Raw genomic sequence first — 22988 nt, forward strand, 5'->3', positions numbered from 1 at the left:
TTACGCATATTAATAAAAATTTTATAGTGAGGTGTTTATATGAAAAAAGCGATTAGTTTCTTTCTTCTTTTGTTATGCCTAATTGTAGTGAATGAAACGTACGCATACTCACCAAAATCTTTACCTATCTCTCAAAACTCTGATCAATGGCAAGTGAATATTGCTGAACCGAAAAAAGTAAACAAAAAAAAGCTTCAAGCTAAAAAAGATGAATTCCAAACTTATCAATTTTCAGTAAAAAATGTTGGAAACAGTGAAGTATATAACGTACAAGTCGAAGTATTCCGCAACGAACCAAAAACAAAAACGAAATATGAACTCTTTTCTCTAAAGGAAAGTCGTTTAGCAAGTGGAAAAACTGGATTTGAACATGTTAATTTTCCAGTTGCTACAAAAGCGGATGAAGTTGATGTAATTATTACTTGGCAAGAACACCCTTTCCGCTCCATGAGAAATGGTCAAAAAGTAGAGTCTAGAAAATTTAAAGAGCATTTTGTTTTTAAAGACGAAAAAAACAAATGAAATGCGAATAAATTCACATTATCATTCATATAGCTTACTTTACTAGCACCAGTTCTTAAGCAAATTAAAAAGTCGTGGCTTATACATGCCACGACTTTTTACATTAATTCGTACTAATTCCTCTCGCTGCCCAAATACGATCAATATCCGCAGCATGTTGTCCGCCATATAAAAGAGCATCCGCTTGCTTAATCGCTTTCGCTCCATCACTGAATTTAGAGTTTGGTGTTAACGACCAGTGCGATTGTAAAATAATTTTCGTTGCTACATCACGACCAAATGCTTGTGCCATTTCATATTGGCCTTGTGCCCAAATTTCTCCATCATCATGTACTTCATTCGTAATATCTTTCGGATACACTTTATTATTATCTAATCGGCGTAAGCACGTTGGATCTGAACTAGAATAAGCAGTCGCATCCCATTCTCCAACACATGCTTTTCCGTACCCTGTAGTTGATACTGCATCTTCATACGTAGCACCTAAGAAGTCTCCAAATCCTTCTCCCATCGCTCCGCCTTCTGCCGAACTACCAAAACCAGGAACTTGATTATCTTGAATCGAATGTCCATATTCATGTGCGATAATACCCGCATCTTCTGCATCATCTACTCCGCCAGTACCAAATGTTAAAGCTTTCGTTGTCGGAGAATAAAATGAGTTGTCCGCCGTCGTTCCATTTACATTCACTTTAATAGAGCGATTATTAATATTTTTAAAACCTAGACTTTGAATGTAACGTTGTAAAGTATCGATATGATAATACGACATCACATCTTCAAAGCTATCATTTGCACGTGTATAGTTAAATTGTAAGTTTGTAGATTTCGTTTTTGCTTTTGAAGAAATCGTTACATACTCTCCAATTAAAAATCCTGTCCCATCTAAACCTTTTAACGTAACAGTCTTTAATTGGTTTGTTAACTCTGTTGAATCTGCATCATTATTATCTTTTAAACCTACTTTACTACCGCTAGATACGACTGGGTTAGGTAAAAATACTTTTCCTGATCCTTCTGCTTTACGGTTTATATCAACCTTTTTAATTAACTTTCCATTTTCTGCATCAACAAATGTTTCCCATGCACCAAATGGATTATTAGAATGGACTACAACTTTATATACTGGACGAGCAATTCCCTCTTCAATAATATATCCAAATTCTTTCTCTGTAGGAGCCCATAAGTTTTGTTCACTTGCTTCTCCAACATACGCCATTGATTTTTGTATTGCATCTTTTTCACTAATTTTTGTCGTAGCTTCCTTCACACCTTTAACAGATTGATAATCAGAAACAGCAAGTACTCCTTTTCCCTCACCGTTAAGAGTAACTGTAATTTGTTTTGAAAATACAGGCGCACCATTCACAACTTGTTGGAACCTAACATATGAAGCTACTGACGTTTCTGTTGTAGAAATATATTGCAAGTCTGAAAGGTCTGCTTTTAATCCATACTGCGCAGCATTTTCTTTTAAATATTCCGTTGCTTTTTTCTGCGGTGAATAAGCTTCTAGCTTTACTTGCTGTTGTTTTTCTAATGCCGAAACTGTAGTAATCGTCCCCATTACTAACGGCACAGTCATTGCCATTGCCACCATTTTTTTATTAAACATAGAACCACTCCCCCTAATAAAGTAGCTCAACCTTATCCCATTACCACTAGGCAATCATTCCCCATAAAATGGGGGGAATAAAAATTGAATCTACGAGTAATTCTCTATGAGCAATTCTATTACCTTTCCATTAAGGGGGCGTGAAATTTTCTCAATATTTATGTGTAAAGCGAAAACAATACTTTAGAAAGAAATTTTCTTGAGATCCTATCGAATCGATTATGAAAAAATTAGCCGGATAAATATCTATCATACAAAAAAGGAAGTTGGAATGATTCCAACTTCCTTTTCTTTACTTAGTCGCGCTTAATTTAATACGAACTTTCGTCTCACCTAAAGATAGTTCATCGTCTTCATTCGTTAAGTGACCAAATGTAAATTGTTTAACGAGTAAGTTTTCTTCCAACAACTCTTTATGATTCGTTAACGTTTGCTGTAGTTCTTCCTCTATATCAAGAATTACATCTACTCGTAAATTAACAGGTAAATTCAACTGCTTACGATATTCTTGAACGGCGCGAATGAATTCACGTGCTACCCCTTCTTGTAGCAATTCTTCCGTCACATTCGTATCTAACATTACTGTATATTGTCCGTTAGTTGTATTAGAGAATCCAGATTTTGCAACTTTCTCTACTAATACATCTTCAGTCGTTACAACTACTTCTTCTCCTGATGCTGCTTCGTAAACTGCTCTTTCTGTAGAGACAAAGTTTTGTACCTCGTCTTGTGATAATTGTTTTAGCCAGCCATTTACTGCATTCACATTTTTACCGAACTTCGGCCCAGCCGTTTTAAAATTCAGCTTTAATTGATAGGACGTGTATTTCGTTTCATCAAGTTCAACATGGAACGCCTTCACATTTAACTCATCCATAACGATATCACGATAAGATTCCCAATCCATATCATTTTCATTATGCTCAAGTAATACAAGTTCCGCTAACGGCTGTTTTACTTTTAAAGAATGTTGATTACGATTACTTCTTCCAAGTTCAACAACTTGTAAAACTGCATCCATTTCCGCTTCTAATTTCGGCTGAAGTAGCGATTCATTTACAACTGGATAATCCTTTAAATGAACGCTACTTCCAGTTAAATTCAAATGAATATCTTCAGCGACAAACGGTGTAAATGGTGCAATTAATTTACTAATTGTCACAAGCACTTCATGAAGTGTCTCATACGCAGCTGCTTTTTCAGCATTCATACCAGACTCCCAGAAACGATTACGTGAACGTCTTACGTACCAGTTACTTACTTCATCTACAAGCGCCGCGATTTCACGAGCTGCATTCGTAAATTGATAATCATCAAGTGCAGTTCTCACTTTTTTCGTTGTACTATGCAATCTTGATAATACCCATTCATCCAATTTCGTTCGCTTTACGTCATATGTTTCATCTGGATTATACTCATCTAAATTTGCATATAAAACGTAGAAACTATACACATTGACTAATGTATCTACAAACTTAGATTTCGCTTCCAATACTGTTCTTTCAGAAAAACGCTTCGCATTCCACGGAGCACTGTCAACGAGAAGTGCCCATCTTAAAGCATCTGCACCAAACTGATTTACTAAATCAACTGGATCTAGTGCATTCCCTTTACTTTTAGACATTTTCTGTCCTTCTTCATCTAATACATGCCCTAGTGATAACACTCGTTTATAAGGCACTTTTCCTGTATATAGTGCCGATACTGCTAATAAACTATAAAACCAGCCGCGTGTTTGATCAATGCCTTCTGCAATTACATCTGCTGGAAACTGTTCTTCAAATAACTCTTTATTTTCAAATGGATAATGATATTGCGCAAATGGCATGGAACCACTATCAAACCAAACATCAATTACTTCTGGTGTACGATTCATCGCACTTCCGCATTTTTCGCAGTTAACTTGCACTTCATCTACATACGGCTTGTGCAATTCTAAATCTTCAGGTGTTTCTTTCGTACTATGCTTTCTTAAATCAGCAATGCTTTTCGGTGCGAATTGATGATCGCAACTTTCACATTCCCATACGTTTAATGGTGTTCCCCAATATCTATTTCGGCTAATATTCCAGTCCACCATGTTTTCTAAAAACTTACCAAAGCGTCCATGTTTCATATGGCCTGGATACCAAGTAACAGAATCGTTATTTTGTAAAAATGTATCTTTAATTGCAGTCGTTCGGATTAACCAACTCTCTCCTGCATAATAAAGAAGTGGTGAATCACAGCGCCAGCAATGTGGGTAGCTATGTTCATACTTTTCTTTATGGTATAGTAAGCCTTCCTTCGCTAAATAACGAACGATATCCACGTCACAATCTTTTACAAATTTCCCTTTCAAAAATGGTACTGCTTCTGTATACTCACCTTTCTCATCTACAACATGCAAGAATGACAATCCTGCACTTTGAACGACTCTATAATCGTCCTCCCCATATGCTGGAGCGATATGAACGAGTCCTGTACCACTATCTGCCGTAACAAAATCTGCTGCGATAACGTGGTAGCCATTTGTAACTTCGTTCATTGGAAATGGCGGCATATAAGATGTGCTTACTAATTCTTCACCTTTATGGACAGATAGTACTTCATAGTCTTCTTTTAATACATCTTGTACACGTTCTTTCGCAACAATGTATACATGACCTTCTTGTTTCGCTTTCACGTATTCCATATTTGGATGTACAGCGAGCGCAACATTTGCTGGAAGTGTCCAAGGTGTCGTTGTCCACCCTAGGAAATACTCATTTTCACTATTTGTCACTTTAAACTTAACTGTTGCACTTAAATCTTTTACTGTTTTATACCCTTGCGCAACCTCATGTGAACTTAGTGAAGTTTGACAGCTTGGGCAATATGGTGAAACTCTATGTCCCTTATACAATAAGCCTTTTTCATGAATCGTCCCTAAAATATGCCATACACTTTCGATATATGGATTCTCTAACGTAACGTATGGATCATCCATATCGACCCAATAACCGATGCTTTCAGTGAATTCACGCCACTGCTTCTCATATGTGAATACACTCTCTTTACACTTCTGAATAAAAGGCTCAATTCCATACTCTTCGATTTCATGTTTACCAGAAATACCGAGTTGCTTCTCAACACCTAATTCTACAGGTAAACCGTGTGTATCCCATCCCGCTTTTCTTAACACTTTATAACCAGCCATCGTTTTATATCTTGCTACTACATCTTTAATTGTTCGTCCAAGTGCATGACCTACATGCGGTAGTCCGTTCGCCGTCGGTGGTCCTTCATAAAACACAAAAGATTGTGCGCCTTCTCGATTCTGAATTGATTGCTCGAAAATACTTTGCTCGTTCCACTGCTTACGAATACGTGTTTCTCTCCCTACAGCTGACTCTTTTACATCTACTTTCTTCATCTACAATCACTCCTTTTTATGTTTTAAAGCACACAAAAAACCCGTCCCTATGAAGTAGGGACGGGTTTAACCGCGTTACCACCCTAATTCTATTAGCTCTTCGCTAATAGCACTTAGCAACGTACTATCATACGTGTTCTTTGTAACGGTAGACATCCGTCCGGGCTTACTTACTTTCAGCCTCGGCTCCTCGGAGATGATTTTCAAATAAGGTCTGCACACCGGCTTTCAGCAACATACCGGCTCTCTGGGGAACAGTACACTATTTTACTCTTTCTCGTCTTCAGATTTGTATACTTTGTTAAAAGCTATTTTATGCCATTGGATAATAAATTGTCAACTAATTCAAAATATATTTTTATTTATACCCTTTTTCGTGATTGTTATACAATTACTTTTCAAATTCTCGCAATGCTGCTAAATTTTCATCATCCTCGATAAGTTCAGCGAAAAATCCCGACTCATCCTCACGAAGTACAATTTCAAGCTCTTCCTTCGCCTCTTCATTCCTGTTTAACTGTGCTAAATAACAAGCACGATCATATCTTGCTAACAAATCACTCGCATCCATTGTTAATACTTCATTTGTTATTTTTTCTGCCTTTATCGTTTGGCCAGCACCATGATATGAAGATGCTAAAGAAAGAAGAATTGCTGTTTCATTCGGATGATGTATAGCGGCATTTTCTAATACATGAATTGCCTCTTCAAACCTCTCTTGACTTTGATATATTTCTCCTAAAGCAAGAAATGCTCTACTTACAAATGGTGTTTGCTCCGTTAATTGTAAGGTAATCTTTTCTGCCCTTCTTTCTTCCCCCGCTTTAAACAATACTTGTGCTTGCAGAAGAAGAGTATCATAATCATCTGGTAACTCTCGAACCATTTGCTTCGTTAATTCCGAAGCATCCCTTATCATATCCTCTTCCTCGTACTCTATGAAAAGATATACAAGTTGCTTCGCTACATCATAATCCCATTTATTTTCTAACGATGTTTGCAATACACCTATTGCCTCTTTATTCATCGTCACATTCTCGTAAAATAGCGCAAATCGCTGCGCTGCCATACTATTTTTCGGATTTAACTGTAACGAAATTTCATATAAATCAATGATCGTAGTAATAATAGAAATTTCTTTCGCACGGTTTTTCATGCGATAAAAAGCTCTTGTAATTATAGATTTCTTCGGCTGTTCATTTTGTTGACGTTCAATCCATCTTTCTGTAACCGCAGATGCAGCATACATAAACGCCATACTTCTGTCTGCCTTTTTTACTTTTAATATATGAAGAAAATCTCGTATGTTAGACCATTTCTTATGTTGTTCTATCGCTTTTACATATACATCAAATATACGTTCATTATTCACATCTTTTTGTATCACTTTCATCGCAATTTCAATTGCCTTTGCATTTCTATTTTTCACTAATACTTTTGCATAATGATATAAAACTTCTGTATGCTCGCCATCTAATCGTAGTGCCTCTTCAATCTGTACTTGTTCTTTATCTATTTCATTCATTGCTCCATACACATATGCAATCGCATCTAATCGCCATATTTCAGGTACTTCGTCCGCTAATTGTTCTAGTTCAGCCAGCAATTCTTCCTGAAGATTCATTTCTACTGAAAGCTGTGCCAAATATTCCATATTAATATGCAACGGCTCTTCTTTCATCGCCTGAACCATATGACTTTGTTCTTTAGAACGATTTTCTTCTTTTTCATATATTTCCGCAAGCTGTAAATGTACACCAATGAAATTCCCATCAAGCTCTAAACATCTTTCATACGCTTGTTTTGCTTCCGTTAATTGTCCTAATGCCATAAGTGTTTCACCAATTCGGTAATACGGTAATGCCGTTTCTTTTTGTTCTATCGCCTTATTATATCTTTTCATCGCCTGGCCGTACTGTCCAATCGACTCATATAAAATACCTGTATAACAGCCATATTCACTTACGTCATTTCTTTCTTTTTGTAACGTTCTTAAGAATGCTATTCCTCGTTGTACAAATACCGTTCCTTTCATTCGATTCACATATTCATCTAACGCACTTGCTACATTATATTCGCTCTGCTTTATACCACTCTCTAACTTAGACAATGCTACTTTAAATCCTTCTTCACTTCCACCAAGTTCAACTTCAGCATCCCATAAAACCATTCCAGCGTTCATAAGGAAATCTTGGCTCTTTTCAATTTGTTTTTCGATACTGAGAATATATTCTTTTGCTTCCTTATATTGTTCTCTTGCCATATAAACTTGCGTAAGTCCGAAGTGAGAATATACATCATCATGATTTTCTTCTAAAGCACGAGTATACAATGTTTCCGCTTCTTCCAGACTATCATTTTGGAAATGGTAATCCCCAAGTTTTACGTATAGAGGTGCCTTATCATCACAATTCTCAATACCCTTTAATAAAACTTCTTTCGTACTTTCTTCATCCTTCAAATCAGATTCGTATATTTCCGAAAGTTTTGTATAAATGTAAGGTGCATTACTATCCAAATGAATTGCTATTTTAAGCCCTTTTATTGCTAAATATAATTTCCCTAAATGATGTGCACATCTCGCTCGCTCATACCATACATGTGCTTCATTTTTATACTCTCTTAACAGATCGTTAAAGATTTCATACGCTTCTTCATATCTTTCTAAATCTATCAATATTAACCCGTGATTCGTTAAAGTGAATCTTTCAGGACTACGCTCTAAAGCTACTTGAGAAAACTGCAACGCCTTTTCAGACTGGTCGATATACATATACGATAAAGCGAGAAAACTCCAAGCAATCGGCTGATCCGCGTCTAATTGTAACGAGGAACGAAAACTTGAAATTGCTTCTATATAACTTTCCTGCTCAAAAGCATACCTTCCGTTTATTAAATGATATAAGGCACGATTATTTTTCTTCTCAACACTTACAAGCATGTGCCCAGCTTTTTCTAACTCTTCAAGGCGAATAAAGCACTGCGCACCATGTAATTTAACAAAGTCCGAGTTTGGAAACTTCTCCATTAAATTTTCTATACAATATAAAATAAATTCTTTATCTACTTCAACATCTAAATGCTTAACCGTATATAACCACGTATTCGGATTATCACTTGTCTCTTTTAAAAACTGTACTAACTTATGAATCCCCTCTTTATCTTGTTCATCTAAATGATCCGTTAAAGAAAAAATTGATTTGAAATAAGTATTTTCTTCTTCATTTAAAAATGATAGCTGTTCCTTCTTTTCTTTCGGAACAAATGTAATCGCTAAACAACCTGTATAACGATATTTTTCTTGTAACTTACTATATTCCACAATAACTGGCTCTATAAAGTTCGGATCTTGAACATAAAAGGCCTGCAATGTATCATCATATCCAGCTAGTACTTGTACATGTGAAGCATGCTCAATATCTATACTTAATAAAACGGGAATCCCCTGATCTAACAGTCTCTTATAATTTTCTACATTCCCTTTAAAATAACGATATTCATAACCTAATTCTTCTAAATAAGAAACGGTGTCTGAAAACTTCGAGCCTGTCATATCAAAAATAAACTCTGCTATCTCATCTTGTGTACGTTTTTCTCCCCATAACTGCAACATCATTTCTAAACTTGTCGGTACACAATAATTATCCTTTTGTACAATTGGAACGATCGGTAAGTGAACCTTTTGGCCATCTGGATTTTTTTCTAAATTATGATATAAAGACTCTTTTAAACTTTTTTCTTCTTTTAATAACTGTTGTAAATCTACAATTCTATTCATTTTGTAAAGCGCTTCTGCACGTAAATGTACAAAGTAAGTTTTATACGCATGATAAGGAAGCTGCTTATTTATGTTATCAATTACCACTAACATTTCTTCATACTTCCCTAAATCTAATAAATATTTCACCTTTTCAAAATGAAAATATGGTACTTGCGGGAACTTTACAATCGCATCATCAATTAGCTGTAATGCACGTTTTTGTTCTCCCTTATTCGCATATAACTGTGATAATAAATAGATAGATAACTCTTCACAATCTTTATGCTGCATACCAGCTATAAATTGTTCTTCTGCTTTCTCCCATTCACCTGTATGCATATACACGTAGCCCCATTTATCAAATACAGCACGTGCACTGTACTCCTCTGCCTTTTGCATATAAAAAAGAGCTTCTTCATTTCGTTTCATTTCCAACAAACATCGTACTAACGTAAAATATGTTTTCGCTAAAAGATCAACGTCTATCTCTTCTTTATTTACCTCTTCTAATGAGTCTTTTAACAACTGTTCTACTTCAAGTATTTTCCGCTCATCAATTAACTCATCACAATATAAAGAGAGCGTTCTCATATTTGGGAATTTTTTATAGGCGTAGCGAATGAGGAATGAACTGTATTGGTGCATAAGCCCTTCATCAGTAAGACGTATTAATATATCAAACTCCTTATGTGAAGGAATATTAGCAAGCCAACTCTTCAAATAAGAAAAAGTATTCTTTTCTTTTATATATGAAATTTCATTATTTATTTCCTGTAATCCCTCTATAAATCTCTTGTCTTTCAAACAAGCATCTAACTGCTTAAAATCTAGCATGTATTCACCTCTAATATTTATTTATACTGCTACTTGCTTAGATTTTACACATCATATTGTAGGTATTCAACTAAAATCTCTTATAATGGATGGTATTAATTAATATTATTCGAATTTATAACAAAATATAGTAAAATTGATTGTTTTTCTCTGTATTTTGTTTGATTATATGGAATAACGTAACATGTGGATCTTATTTTTATATAGTTGAAATCAGTACATGAAATTATATCGGCGATAATTTAAATATATCAGCGATTCTTTCGTTTTATCGGCGATTTTCAAATTATATCAGCGATTATATGTCGAATATCGACTTACCGACATTAAGCGACATTTTTCATCTTATGGCTCCTTTAACATTCTATTTCACCAAATGTAATTTTCATATTCGGAGCATATACTAAAGAGGAATGTAGATGAAACGCTCTAAAAAATTTGAGTTCAGCTTCATATTGATCTAACGCATCATCATATGTTAATCCTCTGTCTATTAAACGTCCTATAAATTGCTGTTTATCACCTGGATTTCCTGCAATCCCCTCTTCATTTAATGAGTGATACAAACCTTGTTTATCATTATGATGCATATTAGAATCTAAAAAGTTCACTTTATCACTTACTCTACATTGAATATTTTTTACGCCTAGTTCACTTAAAAACATCGGTATTTTCATACCAATATTTCCATCTTTTCCGCTTCTCTGCATGTCACTTTCAAATAACTTCTGCAAAGCTCCTAGCCTAATAATTTCCGATTGATTCTCTCCATTTAAAAAGTATGAAGACATATTTGATATCCAATGTGGTTCAAAACAGATTATTTTTCCGCCCTTTTTAATTGAGTGTATCATTTTTTGTAGCATCGTTTTTGGTGAACTCATATGTAACAAGAAAGCATGACAGATTGCTATATCGTATTTATCGTTTAATTCTATTTCTGTAGCATCCCCCTCCATAAATTCTGACTCATATGGAAGTAAACGAAATAACGCTCTCGCTTCAGCTAATAAAGTTTCTCCACTATCAATGCCGGTATACTTTGATCCTTTTGGAAGTAATGGCATTAATATTAGGCCTAAATAACCATATCCACAACCGTAATCAACGATATGTACCGGTTTATTAATCTTCCAAACTGTATTTACTAAAAAGTTTACATAATCGTCATTGTAATATAAATCTCTTGTGTTTTTTAAGTATGTTAGTTTACTGTTCCAATCGTACGTTTTCAAGTTTAACGCCTCCTTTATATATGACATTACAATTCTCCATCTTATGCGGACATTCCTACACCTGAAACAATTCCAAAAAAGTTTAGACTTTATAAAATATAACTGTTACTTACATATTTTCTATAAAAATAAATAGGCATACATATCTATTATGATACGTATACCTATTTATTTTACATCTCCTCAGGAGCATCCACCCCAAGTAAACGTAATCCCTCTTTTAATACAACCGTCACAGCATACACTAATGCAAGTCTGTTATCTTTCTCTTCGCTCTCTTCCAATATACGCACATTTCCATAATATTTATTGAACGATTGTGCTACATCTAAGACATATTTTGAAATGATTGATGGCTCATTTTTGTTGAAAGCTATTTCAATTACTTGTGGGAATTTATTGAGTAATTTTACGACGCTCCAGCTATAATCATCTTTTAATGCAAACGTACACGTTTCAAATTCTACACTTTCTTTTCTTAAAATAGAGCAAGCACGTGCATGTGTGTACTGTACATACGGTCCTGTTTCTCCTTCAAATTTCAGCATATTTTCTAATGAAAATTCGATATTGTGCATACGCTCATTTTTTAAATCGTGGAAGATAACTGCGCCAACACCGACTTGCTTCGCTACTTCTTCTTTTTGTTTTAAGTTTGGATTTTTCTCTTCAATATTTTGTTTTGCAAGGTCTATTGCTTCCTCAAGTACTTCTTCGAGTAAAATAATTCTTCCTTTACGTGTCGACATTTTCTTACCATCTTTTAAAATGAACCCAAACGGTACATGTTCCATGCCGTCAACCCAAGTGTAGCCCAGCTTTTTTAATACAGTGAAAAATTGATTGAAGTGTAAACTTTGTTCTGGGCCAACTACATATAGCGCTTTATCAAATGCATATGTGTTTTGACGGTATAACGCTGCCGTTAAGTCACGTGTTGCGTAAATCGTTGCACCGTCGGATTTTCTAATTAAGCAAGTCGGCATTCCCTCTTCTTCTAAATTAACGACTAACGCGCCTTCTGACTCTTCAAGCAAATCATGTTCTTCTAAAATCTCAATAAAATCTTCCATCAAATTATTATAAAAAGCTTCCCCTTGAAAATTAGTAAATTCAACACCGAGAAGTTCATAAATACGAGAAAATTCTTTTAAAGATTCGTGACGGAACCAATTCCAAAGCTCAACCGCTTCTTCATCACCTTCTTCTAACTTCTTAAACCAAGCGCGTCCTTCTTCTTCTAATTCTTCATCATCTTTTACCTCTTCATGGAATTGCACATATAACTTAAATAGTTCACGTATTGGATCCTCTTTCACTACTGCTTCATTTCCCCATTTTTTATAAGCGGTAATTAACTTTCCAAACTGTGTTCCCCAATCCCCAATATAATTAATCCCTACAACTTCATAGCCACATTTTTCAGCGATATGTTTCAGTGAATTTCCAATCATTGTAGAACGTAAATGCCCCATTGAAAAAGGTTTCGCAATATTAGGAGACGAATAATCGATAACTACAGTCTTTTCACATCCAAAATGATTTTGACCGTACTCTTCTTTCTCCGCTAAAATCGTTTTTAATACTTCATCACTTACCGTTTCACGATTAAAAAAGACATTTACGTAAGGACCAACAGCCTCTACTTTCGCAAAAAACGGATCACTTAATTTCTCTGCAACTTCCTTTGCGATAATAGCTGGTGATTTTTTATATTGCTTCGCAAGTGAAAAACATGGAAATGCAGCATCTCCGAATTCATCTTGTTTCGGTGTTTCAATTAAATCTAAAATTTGCTTTTGCGTTAATTCATTCGTAAAAATATTAGATAAACTTTCTGCAAACTGCTTTTTATAATCCATGATACAACCTCCTTCATTTTTAAAATACAAAAAACTCGTCTCTAAAAAAGAGACGAGTTTGAACCCGTGGTACCACCCTTGTTGTTCATTACGAACCACTTTCCCGTTTATAACGAGGACAGGGGGCCTCGGCTTACTCTACTATTCGTTCAAGAAGCATCTCCGAAGTGCGCTTCATCTTTTTCTTCCGCACTAGGCTCACACCATCCCTAGCTCGCTTTCCTTCTAAAAAAGACTACTCTCTTCATCACAGACAGTATATTTAATTAATTATTGCTTATTATACATCTTTTCAAACAATTAGCAAGGGTCAATTACACCAAAGTGAAACTTAGCACTTTTTCTTTTGTATACGTAAAAATTATGTTTTTCAAATCTAGAACTACGGAAATGGTCTTTCAGAACGACACGCTTTCTCGCCACACGCTTCGCTTCTGCAATTGTTTCATCAGTAATATCATGATACAAAGCGAAGTGTTTTAATCCTTTTATTCCATCTGATTCTATAACAGTTTCTTCAAACATCGGATCAAGATATACGACATCATAACTATTATCTTCACATTGTTTTAAAAATGCGTAATGCTCAGTTTGCTTTACATCAATTCGTTGCATTGCTTCATCAATTTCAGAAACGGATGAAGACCATGTTTTCAAACCATTTTCCATAATATAAGCCATATACTCATTGCCTTCAAGTCCGGTTACTTTTCCGCTTTCACCAACAATATAGCTAGCCACAATACTATCTGATGCCATACCGAGCGTACAATCTAACACTGTCATTCCGCTTTCTAATTTAGCAGCTTGTACGAACGGATCGTGTTCTCCGCGCATTAATCTCTTCACACGAAACATTGCTGAGTTTGGATGAAAGAAAAACGACTCCTCTGTTCCTTTTGGATAAATGGCTAATCGGTTTTTGCCTACGACAAGTACATCTTGTTCATACTGCTCATGCAGTTTATGTACTGGTATATCATTACGTTTAACGAATGAACGATTTAATTCTGCGGCTACCTGTTTCGCATAATCTATCATTTCTTTATTCGTTCTTCCTGCTGTTGTTACTATCATTGTTTCACCTCTATATAAAGAAAAGAGGGAGATTTACTCTCCCCCTTCTTTAGCAATTCTTTTCGAAAGCTTGTTCTAAGTTCGTAATAATTTCGTCCATAGTTGCACCTTCAATCTCATGACGGTGAATGAAGTGAACAACTTCTTTTCCTTTTAACAATGCCATAGATGGTGAAGATGGAGGAATTTCTCCGAAGTATTCACGCATTTTTGCAGTAGCATCTTTATCTTGACCTGCAAATACAGTTACAAGATGATCAGGTTGTTTTTCAGCACGAACAACCGCTTGACCTGCTGATGGACGTGCTAAACCAGCTGCACAACCACAAACAGAGTTTACAACTACTAAAGTTGTACCTGTTGTGTTTTCCATAAATTCTGTTACAGCTTCTTCTGTAGTTAACTCTTCAAACCCAGAACGCACTAATTCTTGACGCATTGGGATTACCATTTGGCGCATGTATTCTTCATAAGCATTTGACATCTTGTAATCTCTCCTTCAACTTTCATTCCAAATTCATCATATCACGCTCTATTAATAGGTGCAAAAGAAAGATAACGATGATTTCATTTTTTTGTAGGGATTTCACAAACCCCTTCACGGCAATGTCCCACTGGGACAAGTTTTCTATTGTTAGCGATATAATCATATACGTTACTTCCAAATCCAAGTACGATAGATAGCTTTATAAAAGGCACCGCAAACCGATAAGATGGAATGGACTTTGCTAATACATGTATGCTATGAATGCCGTCATACCACTTATTATTTTTAAAAATATACAATCTTTGTTCCATCTTACTTTGTAATTCTTGAGAAAGTTCATACTTCTCAACTACATCTTCATCTCGAAATGAAACAAATTTCACCTTACCCTTTTTATCTAATTTCTTCGTACGTTCTGCAACCGCCGTACACATCGGACACCAACTATCATAGAAAACAATCATACATTATTCCCCTTTACGAGACTCCGTCATTTGTTTCCATACAGAACCTTTTGCTTCTTCGCCGCCTTCAATACGCTCTAATGCTAAGCGCGCTTGCATCGCTACTTCAAACTCTGGATCATCTTGCGCTGCTTTTAATGCTGGAATCGCACTTTCGTCTCCTAGTTCAAATAAGAACATCGCTGCACGCCAGCGTACTAATTTACTTGAATCTTTCAGAGATTTAATCATAACGAACATCGCCGCCGGATTACCTACATCTGATAAGCAATCGCCCGCTGTACGGCGAACACTTACTGAACGATCTAATAGCGCTTTATATAATAACGGCAATACTTCATCACCTTTTACCATACCTAAATACGCTGTTGCTAAACGGCGAATCGAAACTTTTTCATCATCTAACGCCATCTTCAACACTGGAATATCTTCTTGAGTAGGATCCATTTGTTCTAAAGCTGCAAAACGGTTTTTCCAGTCAGCATCTTTCATCATCTCTTCTGTTACTTTATATGGCTCACGCTTTTGAATCGTTACTTCAACAGCACCTGCCTGATTTAATAATTCTTTAACCGTTTCATTTACACGTTCTTCCGGATAAGCAGCAACAATCTCTTCTACTACTTCTTTCCCGATTTCTTCAAAATTACCGTAACGTGTACTTTGTTCCACCCATTTACGTTCTTTTACAACGTTTGGTGCAGACATTTGAACTTTCATAATTGATTCTTTAAAACGGTCAGGTAAACCAACACGTTCTTCCGTCGTTCCATCTGTTAACTTTACTTGCATTGGGATAGTAAAGAACATTTGAACAAATACTTTCACTTCTCCAAAATGAGCAAGTTGTTGTTCTTCACTTTCTTCTACTACTTCTTCGCCAAAAACAGCACGAACTTGCTGTAATAAAACTTTCCAGTCATACTTTGCATTTCGCTCCACTGCTAAAAAGTCGGCTACATGATATACACCTTTAATGCCTTCAATTTTCAAAATTTCTTGCACTTGCATTGGCGCTTGTTCTTTATTTTCATTTGTATAATTATTACGTGCTCCTGATGGTAATACTTCATTCAAAATAACTTTCATTGTATTTGGACTTGGCGTCGGTTCAATTGCTTTAATCTTCACGTAAAAAACTCTCCTTTATTGCATGTTCTTAGCTGTATTGTAACATGTTATCACTCTATACTCCTACTCGGATGCTTAATTTTACTATTTACTTTTCTACATTGCTGGGAAGTTTCATTCATTCTATTTTCACCTAATCATTCCATAACTATAGTTAAAAGTATAATTGACAATTACATAAAAAGGGATTAACCTTAACTCATAAAATGACCATAGTCATTTTATGAACAAAGTCATTCAAAGGTGGAGTGATAACAAATGAACAATGTCATAATTATTGGTGGCGGTATTGCTGGACTTTGCGCAGCAATTTCCTTACAAAAAATAGGAATAGAAGTAAAAGTATATGATAAAAACACTGAGCCTACTGTTGCTGGTGCGGGTATTATCATTGCTCCGAATGCAATGCAAGCACTTGAGCCATACGGGATTTCTGAAAAAATCAAAAAATTCGGCAACGAAAGTGACGGTTTTAACCTTGTATCCGAAAAAGGAACTGTTTTCAATAAATTGATTATCCCATCTTGTTATCCAAAAATGTACTCTATTCATAGAAAAGATTTACATCAATTGCTACTTTCTGAACTACAAGAAGATACTGTCGAATGGGGAAAAGAATGTGTAAAAATAGAACGAAATAAGGAAGACGCCTTAAAAATAGTATTTCAAGATGGTAGTGAAGCATTTGGCAATATACTGATTGCTGCCGATGGTATTCATTCTGTCGTTCGAAAACAAGTAACACAAAGGGATAATTATCGTTATGCAGGATATACGTGTTGGCGTGGCATAACTCCTACTAATAATCTTTCTTTAACAAATGATTTTATTGAAACTTGGGGAACGAACGGTAGATTTGGTATCGTCCCTCTTCCCAACAACGAAGTATACTGGTATGCGCTCATAAACGCGAAAGCTAGAGATCCAAAATACAAAGCTTACACAACAGCAGATTTATATAATCATTTCAAATCTTACCACAATCCCATACCATCTATTTTGCATAATGCATCGGACGTTCATATGATTCATCGTGATATTGTAGACATTATGCCAATGAATCAGTTTTTTGAAAAACGCATCGTTTTTATTGGGGATGCTGCCCATGCACTTACTCCGAATTTAGGCCAAGGTGCTTGCCAAGCAATTGAAGATGCGATTATTTTGGCTGAATGCATCAAAAATAATGCCCATTATCGTCAAGCATTTATAGAATACGAACAAAAAAGACGAGATAGAATTGAAAAAATCTCAAACACTGCGTGGACAGTTGGAAAAATGGCGCAAATAGAAAGTAAACCTTTAACTATAGTAAGAAATGAAGTAATGAAACGTATTCCAAAATGGATTTCTGAAAGGCAAGCACATGAACTATATAACTTTCATTTATAATAATAATAAGAAACAGCATTCTCTATCCTTCTTTCAATTACATTAAACTTAATCATGAAGTAAGATTTTATTTGAGATTATCTATTAAACAGATATAATTGTTTGTGTTAGGAGTAGATTATATGCTGAGAGAAACGAGAAAAAAAGAATTAAAAGAACTTATATTCCTAAAAGCAGTACAACTCTTCCAAGAACGCGGGTACGAAAATGTAACGGTTCAAGATATTACTACTGCATGCGGGATTGCAAAAGGAACTTTCTTCAATTACTTTCCGAAAAAAGAAAACATATTATTATTTTTAGGTGATTCTCAAATTGAACTATGGAATGAAAGTTTAAAAACATATGCAAATGTAGAACATCCAAAAGAAAGAATTAAACTTGTTCTAGGAGACTTACTAGACCGTTTTACTGGACATGGTGATTTAATGAAGCATGCCGTCTTTGAGATTATAAAGTCTAATTACTTAGTAGAAAATGAAGTAAAAAGTATACAGCAGCTACAAGAAGGTTTGTCTTCAATTATTACAGAGGCGAAAGAGACAGGAAAATTAAACAGTCAATGGGATATACATATTATCACTTCTACTATTATGAGTACTTATTTTTATACATTAATGTCCCATTCACTATTACATGCTAATGAAATAAACGTGAAAAATACACTCAACCAACAATTAGATGTTGTTTGGGAAGGGATCAATCAAAAGTGATAGAGGGCTATATTACTAAGCCCTCTTCTTACGATGCGCCCTCCCTCCTTCTCTCCAAAAATGTAATGCTCTCAATCACAACTTCCGTTATATATATTCTCTTTCCTTGATTATCCTCGTAATTCCTCGTATGAATACGTCCAGTAATTCCAACAAGTGAACCTTTCGTACAATATTCAGTTACATTCTCAGCTGACCTTCTCCATATGACGCAATTAATAAAATCTACTTGCTGCTCACCTAAGCTATTTCGAAAACCTCTATTCACCGCAACACATACTCGTGCATACGCGACGCCTTGCTTTGTGTAGTATAATTCTGGCTCCTTTGTCAATCTACCGATTAATACAACTCGATTCATCATAAGTTATACCACCTCTCATATTTTTCTTCATTGTAAAGAAAAATATATGAAGGGTAAAAAGCTTAAAATAGTATACTTTATAATAAAAAATATATTTTTATATCTTATAAAAACAAAAAAGAAACCTTACATACTTTAAACATGTAAGGTTTCAAAAAATTATACTTCACTGCATGAAATGTAATATCCTCCGCGGGCCATCTTTACTTCCGCACGATATAATACTTCTTCTAAGTAGAAAGTTATCGGTTTTACTTTACTCTCAAATTTCAGTTGTTCATTACATTCAGCTGCATAACTTTCAATAGCTGAAGTAATAACTTCTCCCGATGGATACGTTAAAGCATCATCTAGTTCTATGAAAAAACTTTTAGAAAATAGTTTTTTCATAATCCCTTTCTTCTCTTTCATCATATTCCATCCCCTTCAATTTAAGGTTACCAACATCCATATTATACCACATCATCAATATATCTTTGAAAATAAAAAAATCCTGCATTTTTCACGCAGGATTTTTTTATTAGTCATTTTTCGTAAAGTAAGAAACGAAACGAAGAATTTCTAAGTATAACCATACTAATGTAAGCATTAGTCCCATTGCAGTATACCACTCCATATATTTCGGAGCTTGACTACGTACACCATTTTCGATTAAATCGAAATCTAGTAATAAGTTTAATGCAGCAACTACGATAACAACTGCACTAATAATAATACCGATCGTACCACCTTGGTGAATGTACGGAACAGTTACACCAAACATGTTTAGTAGAAATACGACTAAATACATAACCATAATTCCAAGTGTTGCTGCCATCACGCCTGTACGGAATTTATCCGTTACTTTTACTACGCGTGTTGCATATAACACTAACATCGCAAATAGAATTGAGATTGTTAGTAATACAGCATTTAAAACGATAGAATCGCCAAACTTCATTGTATAAACAGCTGAAATACTACCTAATACAACCCCTTCTACCGCCGCATAGATTGGTGCACCAAAAGGTGAAATACGCGGGAAGAACATAGACGCAAATGCGATGATTGCCGCAACGATTAAAGCGCCAATTAATACTGGCATCTTCATCGTACCCTCTATCATCTGTATGTATGAATAGACAGACGTTGCAAGTAGCAAGATAAGCATAATAAACGTTTTGCCTACTGTTCCGCCAATAGTCATCGCAGAAGCACTTGCTCCTTCTTTACGGAATGCCTCTTTTTTCAACATTGGATTAGATGTTCTCATTTTTTCCCTCCTAAAATAGGTTCTACCAATAGTGTAAAGTTTTTCTCTTTACTTTTCAATATATGCAGCTTGTTTTTATTTTAATCCTTCAACAATGTCCGATAGTTCACTCCATCTTTCCATCGTTTTTTCTAGCTCTTCTTCTGTTTTTTGCTGTGCTTCAGACAATTCTTGCGCTTTCGTAAAATCAGAACCAACATTCGCAAGCTCTTCTCCAATTGATTCTAGCTTTTCTTCAAGTTCCGCAATTGTATCTTCAATTGTTTCCCATTCGCGCTGCTCGTTATATGAAAGTTTACGCTTACGTTGTTGTTTCGGTGCTTCTTCTACTACTTTTTTCTCTTTCTGCACTTCCGCTTTCTCAATAAGTTCTCTCGTTTTTTCCATTTCTAAGTAATCCGTATAACTACCTAGAAATTCGCGCACTTCTCCTTCTCCCGTAAAGATGAATAATTCATCTACTACTTTATCTAAGAAGTAACGGTCATGCGATACAGTTAAAACGACACCTGGGAAATCTTCTAAATAATCTTCTAACACCGTTAATGTTTGTGTATCTAAATCATTCGTAGGCTCATCCAGTAATAGTACGTTCGGTTCTCCCATTAATATACGTAATAAGTATAAACGTCTTCTTTCACCGCCAGATAATTTGCCAAGCGGTGTACCATGTGAATGTGGTGGGAATAAGAAACGTTCTAACATTTGAGACGCACCAATTACTTTTCCGTCTGTCGTATGAATGACTTCCGCGATCTCTTTAATGTATTCAATCATACGTTGATTTAAATTCATCTCTTCATTTTCTTGCGTATAGTAAGCGATTTTTACTGTTTGCCCAACTTCAATTTCACCACTATCAGGAGATATTTTACCTGCAAGCATATTTAATAGCGAAGATTTCCCGCTTCCATTCGCTCCAATAATTCCGATACGATCGCCTGGTTTCACGATATGATTGAAGTTGTTTAATACTGTTTTATCGCCAAATTTTTTCGTTACATCTTTTAACTCAAGTACTTTTTTCCCAAGGCGACTACCGCTAAGCGCAATATCAACTGACTGTTTTGCAGCTGGCCCTTCTTGACCTTTTAACTCTTCAAAACGTTGAATACGTGCCTTTTGCTTTGTCGAACGAGCTTTTGCACCACGGCGAATCCACGCTAGTTCACGGCGATATAAGTTTTGACGTTTTGATTCTTGCGCAAGTTCTTGTTCTTCACGAAGTGCTTTCGCTTCTAAAAACGTACTGTAATTTCCTTCATAACTATACAATTTTCCATTATCTAATTCGAAAATACGATTCGTCACACGATCTAAGAAATAACGATCATGGGTTACAAGTAATACCGCACCTGTGTACCTTGCTAAATATTCCTCTAACCACTCAACTGTCTCATGGTCAAGATGGTTCGTAGGCTCATCTAAAATTAATAGATCTGGTGTTTCAATAAAACACTGCGCCATCGCAATACGTTTTTTCTGTCCACCAGATAAATTTCCAACAATTGCTGTGAAATCCGTAATTCCTAATTTCGTTAATAACGATTTTGCATTCGCATTTGCTTCCCATGCACTCATCGCATCCATACGTTGTTGCACTGCAAATAATTGTTCCTGTACCTTTTCATTACTTGGATCTTTTTCGATATGTAATAGCGCCTTTTCATAATCACGAAGAAGACGAATTAAAGGTGTATCACCATGGAAGACTTGCTCTAATACTGTTAATTGTTCATCAAACTCTGGTTGCTGTGATAAATAACTAATTGTATATCCACGTGAATGAGTCATATCACCTGTATCAGGAATTTCTGCCCCTGCAATAATTTTTAATAAAGTTGATTTACCAGTACCGTTTACACCGATAATTCCGGCACGTTGTCCTTCTGCAATACTAAATGATAATCCATCAAATAACGGTTTTTCTCCATATGATTTTGATAAGTTTTCCACAGTTAACATTTTCATATTTGTGCATTCCACTCTTTCATAAATTGTTCAATAAACTGTTCCATATAACGATGACGAACTTCAGCCTCTTGTTTTGCTGCATTCGTATTCATTAAGCCTTTTAGCTTTAAAAGTTTTTCATAAAAATGATTTAAAGATGGGTCATTATTTTTTCTATATTCATCTTTCGTCATCACTTCACGAGGAGGAATAGTTGGATCATACATTAACCTCCCTTTCGCCCCGCCATACGCAAATGTGCGAGCTATTCCAATTGCACCAAGAGCGTCTAAGCGATCTGCATCTTGAACAATCTTCCCTTCAATTGACTCCACTTTACCGCCATGACCACCTTTATAAGACATATTGGCGATAATATGAAGAACATGCTTACTTTCCTCTTCTTCAACATGTAACTCTTCTAACCAATCAGAAACTTTTTTCATTCCTGCTTCTTCACTTTCATTTAACTTCTCATCTGCCACATCGTGAAGTAATGCTGCCATTTCAATTATAAAACGATTTCCTCCTTCTTGCTCTGATAAAGAAATCGCCAGTTTATGTACGCGCTCAATATGATACCAATCATGCCCACTCGCATCTTTTTCTAAAATATGTTTTACAAAAGTAATTGTTTTTTCTATCTTTTCTTGTTTTGTCATTTTATCTTCACCCAGTTACTTATTGTAACACGCCCGCATTTTTTCATCACATATTTTCTTGTCCGCCCATACACTAGGTGGTAAGCATCATCATGAAGGAGGAATAAATATGTTCTATAATAATCAGCCGCCTTATCCACAACAACCATTTTACCCTCAGCAGCAGGAAGAACGGTATGAAGAACAATATGAGGAACAAGAACAACAATATGAACAAAATCCATACACACCCCTACAAAATCAAGAACAACAATTTCAACAAAACGCATAC

General features: G+C 35.4%; 17 protein-coding genes and 2 other annotated features. Of the genes, 3 read left to right on the forward strand and 14 right to left on the reverse strand.

Going from position 1 to position 22988, the window contains the following annotated elements:
• Nucleotides 1-39 precede the first annotated feature (39 nt).
• The gene (locus MR079_RS08985; protein ID WP_000709327.1) at nucleotides 40-522 is read left to right on the forward strand and encodes a hypothetical protein; all 483 of its coding nucleotides are present in this window, start codon (nucleotides 40-42) and stop codon (nucleotides 520-522) included.
• Between the two features lie 103 nt (nucleotides 523-625).
• Here the strand turns inward: MR079_RS08985 and MR079_RS08990 are convergent, their stop codons facing one another.
• The 9 genes from MR079_RS08990 to MR079_RS09030 all read right to left on the reverse strand — a co-directional run bounded on the left by MR079_RS08990 (nucleotide 626) and on the right by MR079_RS09030 (nucleotide 16381).
• On the reverse strand, nucleotides 626-2137 hold the full coding sequence (locus tag MR079_RS08990; RefSeq protein ID WP_016717355.1) for a M36 family metallopeptidase: 1512 nt from the start codon (nucleotides 2135-2137) through the stop codon (nucleotides 626-628).
• 292 nt (nucleotides 2138-2429) lie between these two features.
• Nucleotides 2430-5531 carry an isoleucine--tRNA ligase gene (gene ileS, locus MR079_RS08995; RefSeq protein ID WP_242293903.1) on the reverse strand — a complete coding sequence of 1034 codons (3102 nt, stop codon included), beginning with the start codon at nucleotides 5529-5531 and terminating at the stop codon, nucleotides 2430-2432.
• A gap of 53 nt (nucleotides 5532-5584) precedes the next feature.
• Nucleotides 5585-5824 (reverse strand) — a binding site (T-box leader).
• Nucleotides 5825-5922: 98 nt separating this feature from the next.
• A complete protein-coding gene (locus MR079_RS09000) occupies nucleotides 5923-10125 on the reverse strand; it encodes a bacteriocin-processing peptidase family protein (protein WP_242293904.1) in 4203 nt (1400 codons plus the stop codon).
• 356 nt (nucleotides 10126-10481) lie between these two features.
• Nucleotides 10482-11360, reverse strand: coding sequence for a class I SAM-dependent methyltransferase (locus MR079_RS09005; RefSeq protein ID WP_139867394.1), 879 nt, complete (start codon nucleotides 11358-11360; stop codon nucleotides 10482-10484).
• A gap of 173 nt (nucleotides 11361-11533) precedes the next feature.
• Nucleotides 11534-13222, reverse strand: coding sequence for an arginine--tRNA ligase (argS, locus tag MR079_RS09010; RefSeq protein WP_242293905.1), 1689 nt, complete (start codon nucleotides 13220-13222; stop codon nucleotides 11534-11536).
• Nucleotides 13223-13267: 45 nt separating this feature from the next.
• Nucleotides 13268-13482 (reverse strand) — a binding site (T-box leader).
• 40 nt (nucleotides 13483-13522) lie between these two features.
• Nucleotides 13523-14299 carry a class I SAM-dependent methyltransferase gene (locus tag MR079_RS09015; protein WP_139867399.1) on the reverse strand — a complete coding sequence of 259 codons (777 nt, stop codon included), beginning with the start codon at nucleotides 14297-14299 and terminating at the stop codon, nucleotides 13523-13525.
• A 49-nt stretch (nucleotides 14300-14348) separates the two neighbouring features.
• The gene (locus tag MR079_RS09020) at nucleotides 14349-14783 is read right to left on the reverse strand and encodes a BrxA/BrxB family bacilliredoxin (RefSeq protein WP_000063712.1); all 435 of its coding nucleotides are present in this window, start codon (nucleotides 14781-14783) and stop codon (nucleotides 14349-14351) included.
• An 83-nt stretch (nucleotides 14784-14866) separates the two neighbouring features.
• A complete protein-coding gene (locus MR079_RS09025) occupies nucleotides 14867-15250 on the reverse strand; it encodes a thiol-disulfide oxidoreductase DCC family protein (protein WP_242293906.1) in 384 nt (127 codons plus the stop codon).
• A 3-nt stretch (nucleotides 15251-15253) separates the two neighbouring features.
• On the reverse strand, nucleotides 15254-16381 hold the full coding sequence (locus MR079_RS09030) for a conserved virulence factor C family protein (protein WP_242293907.1): 1128 nt from the start codon (nucleotides 16379-16381) through the stop codon (nucleotides 15254-15256).
• A gap of 258 nt (nucleotides 16382-16639) precedes the next feature.
• Here MR079_RS09030 and MR079_RS09035 point away from each other — a divergent pair, with 258 nt between their 5' ends.
• Together MR079_RS09035 and MR079_RS09040 are read left to right on the forward strand one after the other, a co-directional pair.
• Nucleotides 16640-17773 (forward strand): FAD-dependent monooxygenase, encoded by a 1134-nt coding sequence (locus tag MR079_RS09035; RefSeq protein WP_242293908.1) that lies wholly within the window; start codon nucleotides 16640-16642, stop codon nucleotides 17771-17773.
• Between the two features lie 122 nt (nucleotides 17774-17895).
• Nucleotides 17896-18486 carry a TetR/AcrR family transcriptional regulator gene (locus MR079_RS09040; RefSeq protein WP_062821420.1) on the forward strand — a complete coding sequence of 197 codons (591 nt, stop codon included), beginning with the start codon at nucleotides 17896-17898 and terminating at the stop codon, nucleotides 18484-18486.
• 28 nt (nucleotides 18487-18514) lie between these two features.
• Here MR079_RS09040 and MR079_RS09045 read toward each other — a convergent pair whose 3' ends face one another.
• From MR079_RS09045 to MR079_RS09065, 5 genes are all read right to left on the reverse strand, one after another.
• Entirely contained in the window at nucleotides 18515-18850 is a 336-nt protein-coding gene (locus MR079_RS09045) for a single-stranded DNA-binding protein (RefSeq protein WP_242293909.1), read from the reverse strand.
• 159 nt (nucleotides 18851-19009) lie between these two features.
• Nucleotides 19010-19264, reverse strand: a complete 255-nt coding sequence (locus MR079_RS09050; RefSeq protein ID WP_000975124.1) for a DUF4318 domain-containing protein — start codon at nucleotides 19262-19264, stop codon at nucleotides 19010-19012.
• Between the two features lie 106 nt (nucleotides 19265-19370).
• Nucleotides 19371-20102 (reverse strand): Bax inhibitor-1/YccA family protein, encoded by a 732-nt coding sequence (locus tag MR079_RS09055; protein WP_001260642.1) that lies wholly within the window; start codon nucleotides 20100-20102, stop codon nucleotides 19371-19373.
• A 75-nt stretch (nucleotides 20103-20177) separates the two neighbouring features.
• Nucleotides 20178-22073 (reverse strand): ABC-F family ATP-binding cassette domain-containing protein, encoded by a 1896-nt coding sequence (locus tag MR079_RS09060; protein WP_014893791.1) that lies wholly within the window; start codon nucleotides 22071-22073, stop codon nucleotides 20178-20180.
• Nucleotides 22070-22717, reverse strand: a complete 648-nt coding sequence (locus MR079_RS09065; RefSeq protein WP_000165941.1) for an HD domain-containing protein — start codon at nucleotides 22715-22717, stop codon at nucleotides 22070-22072. Before MR079_RS09065 ends, MR079_RS09060 begins: the two co-directional genes overlap by 4 nt.
• Nucleotides 22718-22988: the final 271 nt, after the last annotated feature.

The organism is Bacillus cereus group sp. BfR-BA-01381, from assembly GCF_022663555.1.
Lineage (GTDB): Bacteria > Bacillota > Bacilli > Bacillales > Bacillaceae_G > Bacillus_A > Bacillus_A pacificus.